The sequence below is a fragment of the Bacillus sp. JZ109 genome, from assembly GCF_053903135.1.
The window spans coordinates 246623-264891 of record NZ_CP096388.1 but is presented as its reverse complement, the minus strand read 5'-3'; the positions used below and the strand labels follow the sequence as shown (position 1 = coordinate 264891).

Below are 18269 nucleotides of genomic sequence, written 5' to 3'. Positions count from 1 at the left end.
TATGAAAATTAAAAGAATCTTAAATCATAATGCTATCGTCGTAAAAGATCAAAATGAAGAGAAGATTCTCTTGGGTGCAGGAATTGCGTTTAACAAAAAGAAGAATGATATTGTCGATCCGTCAAAAATAGAAAAAACCTTTATCAGAAAAGATACACCTGACTATAAGCAGTTCGAAGAGATTTTAGAAACATTGCCTGAAGACCACATTCAGATTTCTGAGCAAATTATCTCTCATGCCGAAAAAGAGCTGAACATCAAAATCAACGAGCGCATTCATGTCGCTTTTTCAGACCATCTTTCTTTTGCGATTGAACGCCTGAGCAATGGGATGGTTATCAAAAATCCGCTGCTGAATGAAATCAAAGTCCTTTATCCAAAGGAGTTCCAGATCGGCTTATGGGCCAGAACACTGATTAAAGATAAACTGGGGATTCACATTCCTGATGATGAAATCGGCAATATCGCCATGCATATCCACACAGCAAGAAACAATGCCGGCGATATGACACAAACGCTTGATATTACAACAATGATCCGTGATATTATCGAGATTATCGAAATTCAATTGTCTATTAATATCGTTGAAGATACCATCTCTTATGAAAGGCTCGTGACCCATCTCCGCTTTGCCATTCAGCATATCAAAGCAGGCGAATCCATTTACGAGCTGGACGCAGAAATGATCGACATCATTAAAGAGAAGTTTAAGGATGCCTTCCTGTGTGCCCTAAGCATCGGCACCTTTGTGAAGAAGGAATACGGCTTTGAGTTTCCTGAAAAAGAATTGTGCTACATCGCCATGCATATTCAGCGGTTCTACCAACGGTCAGTCGCACGCTGAGACAAACAAAAAACGCTTTTGATCATCTCAAAAGCGTTTTTTTATATCTGTATTATTGGTTGATCGCCGGGTTGCTGATCGTATTCCACTTCGTATAGGACATGTAATGGAAATACTCATCGCGATACGGATGTTTTGTATTGGAGTTCCAAGGCTTTTCTCCGCCGCAGAAGTGCACGATTGCCGGGTTTTCTCTCGTTTCATTATATTGCTTCCGCCCTAACAGAGTCGATGGGGTTTTCAGCTTTAACATGATATAGGTTTGAGCGTTCCAGCGCGGATGAAGTTCATACCACTGATCATACAAGATCGCATTCAGTGCATCTTGGTCATGCAGCACAAGAAAGTCTTCGTCTGGGTGTTCATTGATAAAGTTGATGACTTTTTCTGTGATGTTTTGCTTTCTCCAAGACTCAAAATCAATAATCATGATACCTGAGTTAAAATACTTCCCTGTATCAGTGACGTTCATTTCTTTCAGGCGTTCATGCTGCCCCGCATCCTCAACAGCGGCTACGGTGTATGGCGCAATGTCTAAGTCCCATAGCTTAGAAATATCCTCTAGGACAAGCGCATCGCAATCGATGTAAATCATTCGTTTGATGCTTTCATCCTTAATTAAGTCGGGAATCGAAATGCGGTAATACGCGGCTTTTGTAATATGGCTGCTCTCTACCGCATGTTCATACATTTTGGTATCCACTTCTAAAAACTCAATCGGCACTCCGAATTTCAAAGTGGTTTCTTCCAGTCTTTTTTTGTTATCAGGCTTAATTCCGCCATCAATGACGTATAATTTTACCTCTCTCTCCTGATCCATGTTAGTCAATAAAGAAACGAACATCCCACCTAAATGACGAGCATAATTATCATCTGCGCATGATACGATATGCATGATTTCATCTTTCCTCAATGGTATTCATCTCCCTTTTTGTTGTACAAGTTACATACCCTTTTTCAAAAAAATAAACACGTTCTCCGACATTTTTTTAAACAGAATGTGTGATACAACAAAAAAGGTGTCATTTTTTGAAGATGCGATAAAGCCAATAAAGAATGAAAAAGCTGGCGATCGTGATGGCTTCAGCCGAGACGATATACCAAGGCCATGGCCCGAGAACATCTAAGAGAGAGGATCCGCCCGGTTTTTTCGTCAAATACATATAATTCGCGCCAAGCCAGCGATCAATCAGAAAAATACAGACGCCGTACACATTAACAAGCAGGACTGTCACCCATAACGAGCGCTGGCCCATTCTGTAGGTGCCAATCACAGCCATCAGCAGACAGGATAAAAACACAGACCCGTGAGAAATAAAAAAGAGGATATATCGGATATGCGGAAATGAAAACATTCCGAGGTCAGGAGTGGCAAGAGCCTGAATCGAACTGCCGATGCCGACAAAAAACAAAAACACAAACAGCTTTCTGCTTTTTGTCACTAACATAATAGCTGACAAATACACCGACAGGTCACTAAGCTGGAGAGGCAATGAAGTGCGCACCGACCACCTGCCCGTGGCGACCATCCATATTTGATAGCCGATTTGCGAACCAAGCAAAAGAAACACAAACAGAGAACGTAAAAACCGGCTGGCCCTCGGCTGCTTGACCCCCTCTTGGAACAAAAACAACAGAATGGCCAAAAGGGCGATAATCGCTAACGTCACTACATGCTCTGTCGAAAACAGATGAAACGGATCATGCTTATAGACGGATTGAACATATTTTTGCAAAACTGCACCCCCGTTTGCGGGTTTTTGTTTATTTTGGCGTTGTTTGGGCTTTTTTTATTCACCGATATATGGGCTTGAAGTTCACATCAGAGTCTGTTACAATTCGTTTCATAGCTAATGATTCTGATAATTTAAGGCAGGCCTAAAAAATGGAACGTTCACATCAACATCAGCAGCTTCGGAAGGAAGAACACGATACACTTTCTAAGCTCAAACAAATGCCCGTCGAGTCACTCAACCTAGAAGCCATTTCGATCGCTACGAATCTGTATCGGTCTGCACAAAGGCTCCGTGTCAAAATGGAGACTGAGGTTCTTTCTTCCTATAACCTTTCTTGGACCGCTTTCTCCATTCTTTATGATCTATGGGTATGGGGAGCGCTCGAAACGAGAAAAATCGCTGAGCTGTCAGGGATATCTACAGCTACAGCAAGCAACGTGATCAAAACGCTCGAAAAAAAGAATTTTTGCCGTAAAAGCATCGACACAAGAGATCGGCGACTCGTGTTTGTCTCTATCACCGATTCCGGCAAACAAGCGATCGAAGAACTCTACCCGGAGTTTCACAAAGGGGAAACAGAGCTCATTGCGGGAATGACGAAGGACGAACAGAAAATATTGACAGGGCTGCTTAGAAAGGTAGCTGACAATCTTCATACAACATAAGCTTTGACGGGAATCCAGTAGCGGTTTGTCTCCCTGTTTCAGAGAGCCGGCGGAAGGTGCGAGCCGGCACACAGCAAACGTGAATTACCTCCCCGAGCTTTCTTTGTGAACCTTAAAAGTAGCAAAGAACGGGAAACCGTTATTCGAATGAGCGGAAGACAATGTCTTCAACCAGGGTGGTACCGCGTGCATTGAGCCACGTCCCTTATTGGGATGGGCTCTTTTTTGTGTTTGTAAAAAAGGAGGAAAAATGATGAGAACATTTGAGCAGCTCACAGCGTCACAACAAAAAGAGGTAGAAAGACAGCTTCAGCTATACATGACAGGCGCCCACGAAGTCATACCGCCGGAGGAATTAAAGGCAAAGCTCGTGAAATCAATTTCCACGGGCACGCCGCTTAAAATTAAGCTCGGATTAGATCCGTCTGCACCGGATGTACATTTGGGCCATACGGTTGTGTTAAATAAGCTTCGCCAATTTCAAGAAAACGGCCACATTGTCCAGCTGTTAATTGGGGATTTCACAGGAAAAATTGGTGATCCGACCGGAAAATCGGCAGCCAGAAAGCAACTGACTGATGAAGAAGTTCAGCACAATGCCAAAACCTACTTTGAGCAATTCGGAAAAGTGCTTGATCCAGAAAAAGTCGAGCTTCACTATAACTCAAAATGGCTGAAAACATTGAATCTAGAAGATGTCATTGAATTAGCAGGGAAAATAACGGTAGCCCGCCTGATGGAGCGCGACGACTTTGAAGAACGCATCGCCATGCAAAAACCAATCTCACTGCATGAATTCTTTTACCCATTGATGCAGGGCTATGATTCTGTCGTTCTCGAAAGTGATATTGAATTAGGCGGAACGGATCAGCATTTCAATGTCCTCATGGGACGGCATTTCCAAGAACGATACAACAAAGAAAAACAAGTCGTCATCCTTATGCCGCTCTTGGAAGGCTTGGATGGCGTCGAGAAAATGTCGAAGTCGAAACACAACTACATTGGCATTAACGAACATCCAAACGACATGTACGGAAAAACGATGTCACTGCCCGACAGCCTGATGAAAAAGTACATCCACTTGGCGACAGACTTAGAGCTTGAAGAGAAAAAACAGCTCGTAAAAGACTTAGAAACCGGCGCCGTTCATCCGCGTGATGCCAAAATGCTTTTAGCCAAAACAATCGTCCGAATGTATCACGGAGAGAAAGCAGCAGAAGCTGCCGAACACTCGTTTAAAACAGTCTTTCAGGAAAACAGCCTGCCGGAAGATATACCAGCCGTAAACTGGAAAGGCGAAAAAACGATAGCGATGATTGATCTGCTCGTCAAGCTAAAACTCCTCTCTTCGAAGAGCGAGGCGCGCCGCATGATTCAAAACGGCGGTGTACGCATCGACGGAGAGAAAATAACAGATGTTCACGCCAAAGCAGAGATAAGAGAGAATATGATCATCCAAGTCGGCAAACGCAAGTTTTTAAAGCTCCAATAGTTTGATATTCCGAAACGCTTATGACCCTTCATTCATAAGCGTTTTTTTGCAGGTATAAAGCACTGTCTTTTCAAAAACGCTCTCCATCTTGCAGGAAACTCCTTTAGCATCCCGAAATATTCCCCAACCATACATTTAGGGGAGGTTTATTTTTGATGAAAAAGCTTTTGACTGTCATGACGATGGCTGTTTTAACTGCCAGCACACTGCTCTTGCCGGCACAGAGTGTCACCCCTGCCGCGCACGCTTTACAAATATCAAATAGCGAGCGCGAGCTTCCATTCAAAGCAAAGCATGCGTACTCTACCATTTCTCAGCTAAGTGAAGCAATCGGCCCCAGAATAGCCGGAACTGCAGCTGAAAAAAAGAGTGCCCTATTGATCGCCTCATCCTTGAGAAAATTAAAGCTTGATGTGAAGGTTCAACGATTCAACATTCCTGACCGGCTTGAGGGTACACTGTCTTCAGCAGGACGCGATATTCTTCTCCAAGCGGCGTCGGGCTCAGCTCCGACTGAGGAACAAGGGCTGACGGCCCCGCTTTACAATGCGGGATTGGGCTATCAAAAGGACTTTACCGCTGACGCCAAGGGCAAAATCGCCTTGATTTCCAGAGGAGACCTGACTTATTACGAGAAAGCCAAAAATGCCGAAGCCGCCGGAGCGAAAGCTGTCATCATTTATAACAACAAAGAAAGCCTCGTGCCTATGACGCCAAACCTGTCGGGAAATAAAGTCGGCATTCCGGTCGTCGGCATTAAGAAAGAAGACGGCGAAGCACTTACCCAGCAAAAAGAAGCCACCTTAAAACTAAAAGCAATCACAAACCAAACCTCCCAGAATATCATCGGAATCAAAAAACCAAAGAACATCAAACATCCAGACATTGTGTACGTGACGGCCCATTACGACAGTGTTCCTTTTTCGCCCGGAGCAAATGACAACGGCTCAGGTACCTCTGTTATGCTGGAGATGGCGCGTGTCTTAAAAAGCGTTCCATCTGATAAAGAAATCCGCTTTATCGCTTTCGGCGCCGAAGAGCTCGGCCTGCTCGGCTCCTCTCACTATGTAGATCATCTATCGGAAAAAGAGCTGAAACGAAGCGAAGTGAACTTCAACTTAGATATGGTAGGCACAAGCTGGGAAAAAGCGTCTGAGTTGTATGTCAACACATTGGACGGCCAATCTAACTATGTTTGGGAATCCAGCCATACGGCTGCTGAAAAAATTGGGTTTGACAGCCTGTCTCTGACACAGGGAGGATCATCTGATCATGTGCCATTCCACGAAGCCGGCATTGATTCCGCCAACTTTATTTGGGGAGACCCGGAAACAGAAGAAGTTGAGCCGTGGTATCATACCCCTGAAGACTCGATCGAACATATCAGCAAAGAACGCCTCCAGCAAGCAGGCGATCTTGTGACAGCCGCTGTCTATGAGGCTGTGAAAAAAGAGAAGAAACCGAAAACCATTAAGAAACAAATGAAGGCGAAAGCATCTGACATTTTTGAAGATATCAAATAAAAAAAGACGGCACTTGGGTGCCGTCTTTTTTAATCCACTTCTTTCTTAATCCCCAGCATTTTCTCATCTAGGTAATGGGCAATCTCCGCGGCTTCCTTCAGCTCATCTGTTAGTTGCTTAGGAACGTCATTGTTCAATTTATAGTAAATTTTATGTTCAAGGCTCGCCCAGAAATCCATCGCGATTGTCCGGATTTGAATTTCTGCTTTGACGTATTCCACACGGTTCGTTAAATTCACAGGCATCTCAATGATTAAATGCAGGCTTCGATAGCCATTCGGTTTGGGTGTCTGGATATAATCCTTTACCTTTACGATTCTCAAATCTTCATGCTGCTTCAACACATTCACGACATTATAAATGTCAGAAATAAAGGAACAGATGATGCGCACGCCGGCAATGTCGTGAATATGCTCCTTCATTTCCTTCGTCGTAATCTCACAGCCCTTTCTCATTAACTTATTCACGATGCTTTCAAAGCTTTTGACACGGGATTTTGTATGTTCAATCGGGTTGTGTCCGTGAATGAGGTTATATTCCTGGCTGATAATTGAGAACTTTGTATCGAGCGCATCTAGCGCAAATTTATAAACTAATAACTCATTTTTCCAATCTTCCATTACTGTTTTTAAATCGTCCATATGTGTTACAGATAAATCCATGTTCGTCATCTCCTTTAACGGAACTTTATCCGCTGTCCATGTACTAGACGTCCCTGTCTGCTGCAAGGTTCTATGAATTTTTTTACAAAATGCGGTCGATTGTAACAAAAAAAGACCGCACGAAACGAGCGGTCTTTTTTATTATCGGAAATAGCTGATCAATAATCCGATCGAGAGCAGGAATCCGAAAAATGTATTTGTTTGGGCTGTTGATTTCATTGCAACAATCATGTTCATCGGCATTTCTTTTTGGACGAAACCCTTCACTGCTTGAACCGGCTTAGGCACGCTTAAAAAGACGACAAACAGCCATGGGCTTGCGGCACCGGTAATAACCAAACCGACAACCCAGATATAAGCGACGGCAAACGACGCAGCTAACAGAGTAACAGCTCCCTTATGCCCCATCAAAATCGCCAATGTTTTGCGTCCGCCTTTTTTGTCCTCTTCAATATCACGAATGTTGTTCGACAGGTTAATCGCGCCGACAAGAATCGCAATCGGGATGGAAATCAAAATGCTTTGCGTGTTGATCATATCTGTCTGAATGAAAAACGAAATCAGCACAAACACCGAACCCATGCAAATGCCTGAGAATAATTCACCGAACGGCGTGTACGCAATCGGCAGCGGCCCGCCTGTATACAGGTAGCCGATCGCCATGCCGACAAGGCCGATCAGCGCAAGCCACCAGCTGCTGCTTGCACAAATATAGACACCGAGCAAAATGGCAATCCCGTATGAGGCCAGAGCTAATTGCAAAATCGTTTTAGGCTTCATTCCGTGGCGTACAATGGCCCCTCCGATTCCGACTGATTCTGCTGTATCTAACCCGCGTTTAAAATCATAGTATTCATTAAATAAGTTCGTCGCGATCTGGATCCATAGGCAAGAAAACAGCATAGCCAAAAACAGCAGCAGATCAACCTTCACATAAAACATCGCCAAAACGGTTCCGAGCAGCACAGGCACAAACGATGCGGTTAACGTATGAGGACGGGTTAACTGCCAAAGGATCTGCCCCATGCTTTCTTTTTGCGGCGCTGTCTGACCCTCACCCTTATTTGTTTGGTTCATCTTCCTCTTCCTTTCTATTAAAAGGCTTACTTTTTTTCAGCCGGCAGCTTAATAAAAAACTCCTTTTGCTTCCTTATCTATCATAATGACTTCTCCCTTATTTCACAAGATACCGCAAGAAGGCGTTTTCTTTCTTATTATACGCTTCTCGCCCTGATTTCATTAGGTTTCTGCTTTCACTTGAACGAACAGGTACAGAAAAATTTTTTTAAGTACATTACACTTTTTAAAAGTTAAAAAGATCTTTTGACTCCAGCTATCTTTTCCTTTATTATGAATCAGCTCGAAACATTCCATTCTTGCCCTTGCAGGTATAAAGATTCATTTTCAAAAACATACGCCGATATATTAATTTGAGGGAGATTAGGGAAAAAATGAAACTTTTTGAGCATCTGATCGTCAAATAATCATGTGATTGTCGAAAAAACGGGAAGGGAATTTTTGATATGCTGCAATTAATGAAACAGCTGTATGAAAAACCCGCTGTCAAGTGGACATGTCATACAGGCTTTTATTTGATGATACTGCTTGTTTTGTTTTTTATGTATGGTTTTCACACCGCGAATACCGGTTCATATATTTATAACGATTTCTAATTGGAGAGAGAATAACTATGAAACTTTTACATGCTATTCAAACACATGCGGAAACTTATCCGCAAACCGATGCCTTCCGCTCTCAAGGCCAGTCGCTCACGTATCAGGAATTATGGGAGCAGTCTGACCGCGCGGCTGCCGCGATCCAAAAACGCATTTCTGGGGAAAAGAAATCTCCTATCCTTGTGTACGGCCACATGGAGCCGCACATGATCGTTTCCTTCTTGGGAAGTGTCAAAGCGGGACATCCTTATATTCCGGTTGACCTTTCTATTCCGTCCGAACGGATTGCGAAAATTATCGAAAGCTCTGGAGCAGAATTGCTGATCCATGCAGCAGGACTCTCAATTGATGCAGTCGGCCAGCAGATTCAGACAGTTTCTGCGGAAGAACTGCTGGAAAACGAAGGCGGCTCTGTCAGCCAAGATCAATGGGTCAAAGAACACGAAACGTTTTATATCATTTACACTTCCGGAAGCACAGGAAATCCGAAAGGCGTGCAGATTTCCGCTGCGAATCTTCAAAGCTTCACAGACTGGATTTGTGCAGACTTTCCAGTCAGCGGAGGAAAAATATTTTTAAACCAAGCGCCGTTCTCATTTGATTTGTCTGTCATGGACCTATATCCGTGCCTTCAATCAGGCGGGACATTACATTGCGTGACAAAGGATGCTGTGAACAAGCCGAAAGTCTTATTTGAAGAGCTGAAGAAGTCCGGGCTGAATGTGTGGACATCAACACCTTCCTTTGTGCAAATGTGCCTGATGGATCCGGGTTTTTCACAGGATCTGCTGCCTCATGCGGACACATTTATGTTTTGCGGAGAGGTTCTTCCGGTTTCTGTGGCAAAAGCGCTGCTTGATCGTTTTCCGAAAGCAAAGATTTTTAATACGTACGGCCCGACTGAAGCGACAGTGGCTGTCACATCGGTTGAAATTACGGATGACGTCATCAGCCGCAGCGAATCGCTTCCAGTGGGCTTCGCCAAACCAGATATGAACATTTTCATTATGGATGAACAGGGACAGCCGCTTCCTGATGGAGAAAAAGGAGAAATCGTCATTGCAGGGCCGAGTGTAAGCCGAGGCTACCTTGGTGAGCCAGAGCTGACGGAAAAAGCGTTTTTCTCTCATGAAGGCCAGTGGGCATACCGAACTGGCGATGCCGGCTTTATTCAAGACGGTCAGATTTTCTGCCAAGGACGTTTGGATTTTCAGATTAAACTTCACGGCTATCGAATGGAGCTGGAGGAAATCGAGTTCCATGTCAGACAGTCACAGTACGTTCGCTCTGCTGTCGTGATTCCTTATCAGCCAAACGGAACAGTTGAGTACTTGATCGCTGCTATTGTGCCTGAGGAGCATGAGTTCGAGAAGGAATTCCAGCTGACAAGCGCTATTAAAAAAGAGCTTGCCGCTTCCCTTCCGGCATATATGATCCCGAGAAAATTTATCTATCAGGATCACATTCAAATGACGGCTAACGGCAAAATTGACCGAAAACGCATTGGCGAAGAGGTTCTTGTATGACGCCTTACAGCTCGTTTTTATTCTTTATACTGCTTGGCATTCTTCTTCTGCCGACGATCATTCTCGGCTTAAACGGAAAAAGATTTCAAGCATACAACATGTTCATATCTATCATTATATTGGCTTTAATTTTTTCGCACGACTTACACGGGGTCATCGCGCTGTGCCTGTTTACAATATGGCAGGTGCTCCTGATCAGCGGCTATCTGGCATACCGGCAGAAAGCGAACAGCGGCTTTGTCTTTTGCGGAGCTGTTATCGCGTCTATTCTGCCTTTATTTCTGTCAAAAATATGGCCGTTTCTTTCGCACCCGCAGCCGCATCATCCGCCGCATAACCTGATCAGCTTTTTAGGGATTTCATATTTAACCTTTAAAGGCGTTCAGCTGATTATGGAAGCAAGAGACGGACTGCTGAAAGAACAGCTGCCATTGCACCGCCTGCTGTATTTCATCCTGTTTTTCCCGACGATTTCCTCCGGCCCGATCGACAGATACCGCCGGTTCGTCAAGGATGAACAGAAGGCTTGGACGAAAGAAGAATACGCCGACCTGCTGTATACGGGAATCCATAAAATCTTCATCGGTTTCCTGTATAAATTTATTATCGGCTACGCGATCAATACGTACTTCATCATGAATCTTCCCGCAATCACGCACAATAAGATTCTTGGGAACCTGCTGTACATGTACGGCTACAGCATGTATTTATTCTTTGATTTCGCCGGCTACACGATGTTTGCCGTCGGGGTCAGCTACATTATGGGCATTAAATCACCGGAAAACTTTAATAAACCGTTTATCAGTAAAAATATTAAAGATTTCTGGAATCGCTGGCATATGTCTCTGTCATTTTGGTTCAGAGATTATGTGTTTATGAGATTCGTATTTTGGATGACTAAGAAAAAGTGGATCAAAAACCGTATGGCCGTCTCAAACATCGGATATTTCCTGCTGTTTATGCTGATGGGGGTTTGGCACGGGCTCGCGCCGCAATATATCATTTACGGCCTCTATCACGCCGTTCTGATGACGTGTTACAACTTTTTCGAGAAGTGGAATAAGAAATATAAATGGCTGCCGTCCAACCGCTGGACAACCATTCTCGCGATTGTGATCACATTCCATTTCGTTTGCTTCGGGTTTTATATTTTCTCAGGAAAACCATTTCATCACCACCATTAAAGGAGATTAGAAAGCTATGGATTTTAAACAAGAGGTATTAGACGTTTTAGCAGAGGTTTGCCAGGATGACATCGTAAAGGAAAATCCTGATATTGAAATTTTTGAAGAAGGTTTGCTTGATTCTTTTGGAACAGTAGAATTGCTGCTTGCGATTGAAAACCGTTTTGATATTTTAGTGCCGATCACTGAATTTGACCGGGACGTTTGGAATACACCTAACAACATTGTAAATCAGCTGTCTGAGTTGAAATAATGAAAAAGCGTTTTTTCGGTCCAATTATTTTGGCGTTTATTCTATTCGCAGGCGCCATCGCAATTCCATCTTCATGGCTGACAGGCTTCATCACCGATAAGCGTGTGAAAGAGTCAGCAACAGCCTTGAATCCGAGTATGTTTCAAGGGCTATATTTACAAGATCAGATGCTCAAAGATCCGACATATCTTCCGATTTACGGGTCTTCTGAGCTTTCTCGGCTGGACGAGTTCCACCCATCTAATTATTTTCAGGTAAACAATGAGGGATTCACGCCATACCTTGTCGGCAAAGGCGGATCCCAGTCATTGATTCATTCTTTAAACTTCGCTGCCCATATGGATCAGCTGAAGGGCAAAAAAATCGTATTCATCGTGTCTCCGCAATGGTTTATTAAGCGCGGGTCTGATGAACAGCATTTCGCGCCGAACTATTCTGCGCTGCAAGGGCTTGATTTGGCATTTAACGATCAGATCGATCCTGAAATTAAAAAGAAAATGATGAAACGCATGCTGCGCTTTAAGGCTGTGCAAAACGATGCCATTCTTTCTGAGCTGTACAAAGCAATGGTAAACGGCCAGACGTGGAAAGTGAACGCGCTGAAGCCGGCGGCCAAAGTGTATTACAGCATGCTGGAAAAGAAAGATCTGTATTATTCAACGACAGAATCATCCGGGCCAAAGCGCTATATCTCGCAGTCAGTAAAGGATAAGTCATGGTCTGAATTGAATAAACTAGCGGATCAATCAGGCAAACGCCACTCCGGTTCTAACGATTTTCACATCGACAACCCTGTCTATAAAAAGCTGAAGCCGAAAGTGCCTAAGCTGAAAGGGAAAAACAAAGGAAGATCGTATGCGGTGTCACCGGAATATGGCGACTTTGAAATGATGCTCGATATCCTGAAGGATGCGGGCGCAGAGCCTATGTTTGTCACCATTCCTGTTAACGGGAAATGGTATGATTACACGGGCTTCCCGAAAAAAGGACGCACTGACTATTACAAAAAGGTAAATAAACAAATCAGAGCGAAGGGCTTCCAGGTTGCTGATTTCTCAGGGCATGAATATGACCCGTATTTCATGAAAGACACCATTCACATCGGCTGGAAAGGCTGGGTGTATGTCGATAAAGCAATTGACGAATTTTATAAAACCGGAAAAGTCACTTCATCCTGAGCATCTCATAGGACGCGGCTGCATATTTCCTGCTAAGATTTGAAATAGTAAAGGAATCACAGCCAACTTAATTAAGAGGTGTTACATCCAATGAAGATGACAAATAATACGGTTTTAATCACAGGGGGTTCTGCTGGCATCGGGCTTGAACTGGCCAAGCGCCTGCTGGAACTCGGCAATGAAGTTATCATTTGCGGACGCAGCGAAGCACGTCTTGCAGAAGCGAAGCAGCAGCTCCCAAACATCCATACAAAGCAATGTGATGTTGCAGACCGTTCGCAGCGGGAAGCATTGTATGAATGGGCTTTAAAGGAATATCCGAACTTGAATGTTCTCGTCAACAACGCCGGCATTCAAAAGGAAATTGACTTTAAAAAAGGGACAGAGGAGCTTTTTGTGGACGGTGATGAAATTGAACTTAATTTCCAAGCGCCTGTCCATTTATCCGCCCTTTTCACACCTCATTTGATGAAGCAGCCCGAGGCGGCAATCGTTCAGGTCACATCCGGGCTTGCGTTTAACCCGTTAGCTGTTTATCCGGTGTACTGCGCAACAAAAGCGGCACTTCACTCGTTCTCGCTTACGCTCAGACACCAGCTCCGCGACACGAGCGTGGAAGTGATTGAAATGGCACCGCCTATGGTGGACACGGGCTTAAACCAAAAATCACGCGATAAACAAGGCTTGACGTACCGGGGCATTTCATCTGAAGAATATGTTCAATATTTCTTGGACGGCTTGAAGGAAGGCAAACAGGAGATTACAAATGAACGTGTTGAAGGTCTTCGGGATGCCACTCGCGCCGACTATGACAGGTTATTCGAGCAAATGAACACGCAGGAGAATTAATTTCTCCTGCTTTTTTCATATGAATTTCTTACAAATTTGAGCAAACCTATTGCGATTATTTGTTGAAGGTATACAATAGAATATAAATTATTTTCAAATAAGTTTGATAATATAAACAATTTAACAGCAGGGAGATTGACCATGACTAAACAAACAATTCGCGTTGAATTGACATCAACAAAAAAACCGAAACCAGACCCAAATCAGCTTTCGTTCGGAAGAGTGTTTACAGACCACATGTTTGTAATGGACTATGCCGCAGATAAAGGTTGGTACGATCCAAGAATCATTCCTTATCAACCCTTATCAATGGATCCGGCCGCAATGGTCTATCACTACGGCCAAACCGTGTTTGAAGGGTTAAAGGCTTACGTGTCAGAGGATGACCATGTTCTGCTTTTCAGACCGGAAAAAAATATGGAACGCCTGAATCGATCAAACGACCGCCTCTGCATCCCGCAAATTGATGAAGAACAGGTTCTTGAAGGCTTAAAGCAGCTTGTCGCAATTGATAAAGACTGGATTCCAAATGCGGAGGGCACGTCCCTATACATCCGTCCGTTCATCATCGCAACCGAGCCTTTCCTTGGTGTTGCGGCATCTCATACGTATAAGCTCTTGATCATTCTTTCTCCGGTCGGCTCTTATTACAAAGAAGGCATTAAGCCGGTCAAAATCGCTGTTGAAAGTGAATTTGTCCGTGCGGTAAAAGGCGGGACAGGAAATGCCAAAACCGCAGGGAACTACGCTTCAAGCTTAAAAGCGCAGCAGGTCGCCGAAGAGAAAGGATTTTCCCAAGTGCTTTGGCTGGACGGCATTGAGAAGAAATACATCGAAGAAGTCGGAAGCATGAACATCTTCTTCAAAATCAACGGTGAAATCGTAACGCCGATGCTGAACGGAAGCATCCTAGAAGGCATTACGCGCAATTCAGTCATCGCCTTGCTTAAGCATTGGGGCCTTCAAGTATCAGAACGAAAAATTGCGATCGATGAGGTCATCCAAGCCCATAAAGACGGCATCCTGGAAGAAGCCTTCGGAACTGGTACAGCAGCTGTTATTTCCCCAGTCGGCGAGCTGATCTGGCAGAATGAAACACTTTCGATCAACAACGGTGAAACAGGAGAAATCGCAAAAAAACTATATGACACGATTACAGGCATTCAAAAAGGCGCTGTCGCAGACGAATTCGGATGGACGACCGAAGTTGCAGCGCTGACTGAAAGCAAGTAAGAAAAAAGCCGGCCCATTACAGGCCGGCTTTTTTTACGCTTCAATTTTGTTGAAAAACTGCGGCAGATACGCTTTGTGCGCCTCCAGCATTTCGTCTAAAATCTGTTTGGCCACAGTATCGGACGGGACAAGCGGGTTAATCGTCATGGCAAGGAGTGCGGTTTGATAGTCACCTGTAACTGCCGCTTCTGCCGCGACACGTTCAAAGGATTTGATTTGCTGGACGAGGCCGCGGACAGACACCGGCAAGTCACCGACAGCAATTGGCTTAGGGCCGGTTTTCGTCATCACACAGTTCACTTCAACTGCGGAATCGTCTGGAATGCTCGCTATCGCACCATTATTGATCGTGTTTACCGGCTGAATGTCATGTTTATCATTATAAATGGAGCTGATTAAGTTACATGCTGCATCACTGTAGTAAGCCCCGCCCCGTTTTTCCAGCTGCGGCGGTTTGATCGCAAGGTTCGGATCTTTATAAAGCTCGAACAGCTCTTTTTCGACCTTCTGTACGACTTCAGCGCGGGTGCCCTCCGTTTGTGATGCTTCCAGTTCGTGCTCCAGCATCTCTTTTGTTTTGAAATAGTAACGGTGATAGCCGCAAGGGATCACATTGAGCGCTTTTAAGAAATCTGGTTCCCATTCGGCGCCTGAGATATTTTTCATCGTCATCGCGTTTTTCGGGTCACCCATCGCCTCGATGACTTGCTCTTTCACACTTATGCCGTCCAAGAAAACATCCAGCCCGAATACCATATGGTTCAGTCCGGCAAATTGGACTTCTACGCGGTCCACATCTACATCAAGCGCTTTGGCTACGCCCATTTTGATGCCGATTGGAACATTGCAAAGACCGACGACTTTCTTCAGGTTGGAGTAGCGAAGCAAGGCTTCTGTTACCATGCCGGCAGGGTTTGTGAAGTTAACAAGCCAAGCGTTCGGGCAAAGCTCTTCTATGTCCTTTGCGATCTCAAGGATGACCGGAATTGTGCGCAATCCTTTAAACAGGCCTCCCGGGCCGTTTGTTTCCTGGCCTATTACACCGTATTTTAGCGGAATGCGCTCATCCTTTGCTCTTGCCTGCAAAAGTCCGACACGGAATTGGGTCGTAACAAAGTCTGCGTCTTTCAGCGCTTTTCTCCGGTCGAGCGTAAGATGAATGTCAATCGGGACGCCAGCTTTTTCAACCATCCGTTTGGCGAGTGTGCCGACAATATTCAGCTTTTCTTCACCCTCGGGGATATCGACAAGCCATAATTCACGGACAGGCAGCTCATCATACCGTTTAATGAACCCCTCCACTAGCTCGGGCGTGTAGCTTGAACCTCCGCCAATCGTTACAATCTTCAATCCTTTTGTCATATGCTTGCTCCCCTTTGCTCGGTGATTTTTTCATATAACTCAATGATCTCTGCAGCCATATCCTTCACTGTCATTGCATTCATTAAATGATCCTGTGCATGAACCATCAGAAGCGTCATTTCCGTCTTTTCTCCGCTCGCTTCATTTTGGATCAGCTCGGTCTGATAGTGATGGGCTTTTGACAATTCTTCAGCAGCGTCTTGAAGCTTTTTCCGCGCTTCTTCTGCGTCGCCGCTTTTCGCAGCGGCAATGGCCTCCATTGCGGAGCTCCTACCGTTTCCTCCGTGAAGGATGATTTGAAAAATAATTTGTTCCATTTCCTCATTCACGCGATTCACTTCCTTTCTCTACAGAGCCGCTTCTTTGTCATCTGATGCTGCAGGCGTTTGAACCAGCTCCAGATCGTTTTCTTCTTTCAGCTTCTGCTTATCCCACATTCTGAAGAACGGGTAGTAGACAACAAAGGATACGACAATATTAATGGCTTGCATGACCGCGCCTGAGACTTTTCCTCCTGTCGCCAAGTAGCCTGAAAAGATCGGCGGCATGGTCCACGGCACTGCGATACCCGCCGGTTTTGCGACAAGGCCGGTGCTCATTCCGATGTACGTAAGTGTCACTGTGACAAGCGGTGTGATGATAAACGGAAGTAAGAGCATTGGGTTCATGACGATCGGCATTCCGAATATAATCGGTTCGTTAATATTGAAGATGGCCGGGCCGACCGCAAGCTTCCCGAGCTGCTTCATTTGTTTGCTTCGGGCGCGCAGAAACATCGTGACAACCAGTGCCAATGTGGCGCCGCTTCCGCCGATATTGACCCAGATATCGAAAAATTGCTGGGTGAAAATCTTAGGAAGCTCCTCACCGGCTTGGAATGCGATCCGGTTGGCATCCATTGCGCCGTACCAAATTGGTGCCATGACGCCTCCGACAATGTTTGCACCGTGAAGGCCGCAGGCCCATAAAAGCATTTTGACGGCTTCGGCGACAAGGCTTCCTCCAAGGCTTCCTCCCAGAATGGAAAGCGGAGTCCCTAATAAAACGCTTACAATATTATGAAGGCTTTCAAACGGTGTCGCTTCAACAATCAGCCGGGCTGCCCAAATTAGGAAGATGACGGCAAAGCCGGGGATTAACGCGACAAATGACTTGCTTACCGCCGGCGGGACACCGTCCGGCATTTTGAAGACTAAATTGCGCTGGATAATAAGGCGGTAAATCTCTGTGGACACCATTGCGATAATCATGGCGACAAATAGGCCTTTGCTTCCCATGAGCGAAAGCGGAATCCCGCCGCCAACCATGATTTCTTTCGTCGCGCCATCCGGCATAAACGGCACTTGATAAGGTGTTGCTAATAAAAATGCCGCAAGGGAAATGGCTCCGGCCGACAAGGCATCAACACCGTATTTCTCGGCGAGCCGGTAGGCGATGCCGAACGCGGCGACAAGACCCATAATTTCAAAGGTCGCGTCGACTGGGTAGGCCAGTTTTTCAGACCAGGAGCTGCCAAACGTTTTTGCCATAAACTCAGCGTATCCCGGGATCGGGAGGTTGCCAATGATGAGGAAAAAGGAACCGATGATAATCAGGGGCATCGTGAGGATGATACCATCACGCAGCGCCTGCAAATGACGCTGTCCCGCAATTCTTCCCGCTATAGGCATGACCTTTTCTTCTAAGATCTGATTGACTTTATTCACATAGCCCGCCCCTCTCTATGACACATGTCCAAGCTGTTCAGCTGATTTCAGCACTTCCGCCCCGTTGCACGTGCCATAATGGACGGTATTAATGACGTCTACCGGAACCCCCTTTGACTCTCCTAATTTTTTGAGCTGCGGAAGCATGTAACGGACTTGCGGACCGAGAAGCAATACATCCGCTTTATCGATATGATTTTGTACAGAATCGCCTGAAACTGCCCAAATGGTATAGTCTTTTCCCTGTTCCTGCGCACTTTTTTCCATCTTGCTCACCAGTAAGCTAGTAGACATGCCTGCTGCACAAACGAGTAATATATTCATGTAAAAGACCCCCTAGAGTTTGATCAATTTTGTAATGTCCTGCTGTTGCTATCATC

Annotated in this window: 20 protein-coding genes and 1 other annotated feature; of the genes, 11 read left to right on the top strand and 9 right to left on the bottom strand. The window is 45.1% G+C overall.

What is annotated here, in order from left to right; translation table 11 throughout:
* The first annotated feature begins 1 nt into the window (after window position 1).
* Complete coding sequence (gene sacY / locus M1D94_RS01405; RefSeq protein ID WP_003227349.1) at window positions 2-844, top strand: transcription antiterminator SacY; 843 nt, start codon at window positions 2-4, stop codon at window positions 842-844.
* Window positions 845-896: 52 nt separating this feature from the next.
* On the opposite strand, the gene M1D94_RS01400 is transcribed toward sacY, so the two are convergent.
* Window positions 897-1757 carry a glycosyltransferase family 8 protein gene (locus M1D94_RS01400; protein WP_015250924.1) on the bottom strand — a complete coding sequence of 287 codons (861 nt, stop codon included), beginning with the start codon at window positions 1755-1757 and terminating at the stop codon, window positions 897-899.
* Window positions 1758-1866: 109 nt separating this feature from the next.
* A complete protein-coding gene (locus M1D94_RS01395; RefSeq protein ID WP_003227346.1) occupies window positions 1867-2580 on the bottom strand; it encodes a YwaF family protein in 714 nt (237 codons plus the stop codon).
* Between the two features lie 149 nt (window positions 2581-2729).
* On the opposite strand from M1D94_RS01395, the gene ywaE reads away from it, so the two are divergent.
* The 3 genes from ywaE to ywaD all read left to right on the top strand — a co-directional run bounded on the left by ywaE (window position 2730) and on the right by ywaD (window position 6260).
* Window positions 2730-3245 (top strand): tyrZ transcriptional regulator YwaE, encoded by a 516-nt coding sequence (ywaE, locus tag M1D94_RS01390; RefSeq protein ID WP_019712840.1) that lies wholly within the window; start codon window positions 2730-2732, stop codon window positions 3243-3245.
* Window positions 3240-3454: a binding site (T-box leader), on the top strand. It overlaps the preceding gene by 6 nt.
* Window positions 3455-3495: 41 nt before the next feature.
* On the top strand, window positions 3496-4737 hold the full coding sequence (gene tyrS, locus M1D94_RS01385) for a tyrosine--tRNA ligase (protein WP_080351463.1): 1242 nt from the start codon (window positions 3496-3498) through the stop codon (window positions 4735-4737).
* 155 nt (window positions 4738-4892) lie between these two features.
* The gene (gene ywaD, locus M1D94_RS01380) at window positions 4893-6260 is read left to right on the top strand and encodes an aminopeptidase YwaD (RefSeq protein ID WP_456270386.1); all 1368 of its coding nucleotides are present in this window, start codon (window positions 4893-4895) and stop codon (window positions 6258-6260) included.
* Window positions 6261-6289: 29 nt separating this feature from the next.
* On the opposite strand, the gene ywaC is transcribed toward ywaD, so the two are convergent.
* From ywaC to M1D94_RS01365, 3 genes are all read right to left on the bottom strand, one after another.
* On the bottom strand, window positions 6290-6922 hold the full coding sequence (ywaC, locus tag M1D94_RS01375; RefSeq protein ID WP_003244564.1) for a GTP pyrophosphokinase YwaC: 633 nt from the start codon (window positions 6920-6922) through the stop codon (window positions 6290-6292).
* A gap of 141 nt (window positions 6923-7063) precedes the next feature.
* Window positions 7064-7999 (bottom strand): 1,4-dihydroxy-2-naphthoate polyprenyltransferase, encoded by a 936-nt coding sequence (locus tag M1D94_RS01370; RefSeq protein WP_015250916.1) that lies wholly within the window; start codon window positions 7997-7999, stop codon window positions 7064-7066.
* 162 nt (window positions 8000-8161) lie between these two features.
* Window positions 8162-8296 carry a hypothetical protein gene (locus M1D94_RS01365; protein ID WP_021480955.1) on the bottom strand — a complete coding sequence of 45 codons (135 nt, stop codon included), beginning with the start codon at window positions 8294-8296 and terminating at the stop codon, window positions 8162-8164.
* 149 nt (window positions 8297-8445) lie between these two features.
* Between M1D94_RS01365 and M1D94_RS01360 the strand changes: the two genes are divergently transcribed.
* The 7 genes from M1D94_RS01360 to M1D94_RS01330 all read left to right on the top strand — a co-directional run bounded on the left by M1D94_RS01360 (window position 8446) and on the right by M1D94_RS01330 (window position 14821).
* Complete coding sequence (locus M1D94_RS01360) at window positions 8446-8595, top strand: teichoic acid D-Ala incorporation-associated protein DltX (RefSeq protein WP_003227330.1); 150 nt, start codon at window positions 8446-8448, stop codon at window positions 8593-8595.
* 17 nt (window positions 8596-8612) lie between these two features.
* The gene (gene dltA, locus M1D94_RS01355) at window positions 8613-10124 is read left to right on the top strand and encodes a D-alanine--poly(phosphoribitol) ligase subunit DltA (RefSeq protein ID WP_085185439.1); all 1512 of its coding nucleotides are present in this window, start codon (window positions 8613-8615) and stop codon (window positions 10122-10124) included.
* Window positions 10121-11308 carry a D-alanyl-lipoteichoic acid biosynthesis protein DltB gene (dltB, locus tag M1D94_RS01350; protein ID WP_003227327.1) on the top strand — a complete coding sequence of 396 codons (1188 nt, stop codon included), beginning with the start codon at window positions 10121-10123 and terminating at the stop codon, window positions 11306-11308. The genes dltA and dltB overlap by 4 nt, the downstream gene beginning before the upstream one ends.
* A gap of 16 nt (window positions 11309-11324) precedes the next feature.
* The gene (gene dltC, locus M1D94_RS01345; protein ID WP_003227325.1) at window positions 11325-11561 is read left to right on the top strand and encodes a D-alanine--poly(phosphoribitol) ligase subunit DltC; all 237 of its coding nucleotides are present in this window, start codon (window positions 11325-11327) and stop codon (window positions 11559-11561) included.
* Window positions 11561-12739: a D-alanyl-lipoteichoic acid biosynthesis protein DltD gene (gene dltD / locus M1D94_RS01340; protein WP_003227323.1), complete on the top strand. Its 1179-nt coding sequence runs from the start codon at window positions 11561-11563 to the stop codon at window positions 12737-12739. The genes dltC and dltD overlap by 1 nt, the downstream gene beginning before the upstream one ends.
* Before the next feature lie 90 nt (window positions 12740-12829).
* Window positions 12830-13588, top strand: coding sequence for an SDR family oxidoreductase (locus tag M1D94_RS01335; protein WP_003242574.1), 759 nt, complete (start codon window positions 12830-12832; stop codon window positions 13586-13588).
* A 141-nt stretch (window positions 13589-13729) separates the two neighbouring features.
* A complete protein-coding gene (locus tag M1D94_RS01330; protein ID WP_085185437.1) occupies window positions 13730-14821 on the top strand; it encodes a branched-chain amino acid aminotransferase in 1092 nt (363 codons plus the stop codon).
* 33 nt (window positions 14822-14854) lie between these two features.
* On the opposite strand, the gene licH is transcribed toward M1D94_RS01330, so the two are convergent.
* From licH to licB, 4 genes are read right to left on the bottom strand one after another with little or no spacing between them, the layout of a single operon-like run.
* A complete protein-coding gene (gene licH, locus M1D94_RS01325; protein ID WP_085185435.1) occupies window positions 14855-16183 on the bottom strand; it encodes a 6-phospho-beta-glucosidase LicH in 1329 nt (442 codons plus the stop codon).
* Window positions 16180-16512: a PTS lichenan transporter subunit IIA gene (gene licA, locus M1D94_RS01320; RefSeq protein ID WP_014478379.1), complete on the bottom strand. Its 333-nt coding sequence runs from the start codon at window positions 16510-16512 to the stop codon at window positions 16180-16182. Before licA ends, licH begins: the two co-directional genes overlap by 4 nt.
* Window positions 16513-16530: 18 nt before the next feature.
* On the bottom strand, window positions 16531-17889 hold the full coding sequence (gene licC / locus M1D94_RS01315) for a PTS lichenan transporter subunit IIC (RefSeq protein WP_003227311.1): 1359 nt from the start codon (window positions 17887-17889) through the stop codon (window positions 16531-16533).
* 15 nt (window positions 17890-17904) lie between these two features.
* Entirely contained in the window at window positions 17905-18213 is a 309-nt protein-coding gene (gene licB / locus M1D94_RS01310) for a PTS lichenan transporter subunit IIB (RefSeq protein WP_003218755.1), read from the bottom strand.
* Window positions 18214-18269 lie beyond the last annotated feature (56 nt).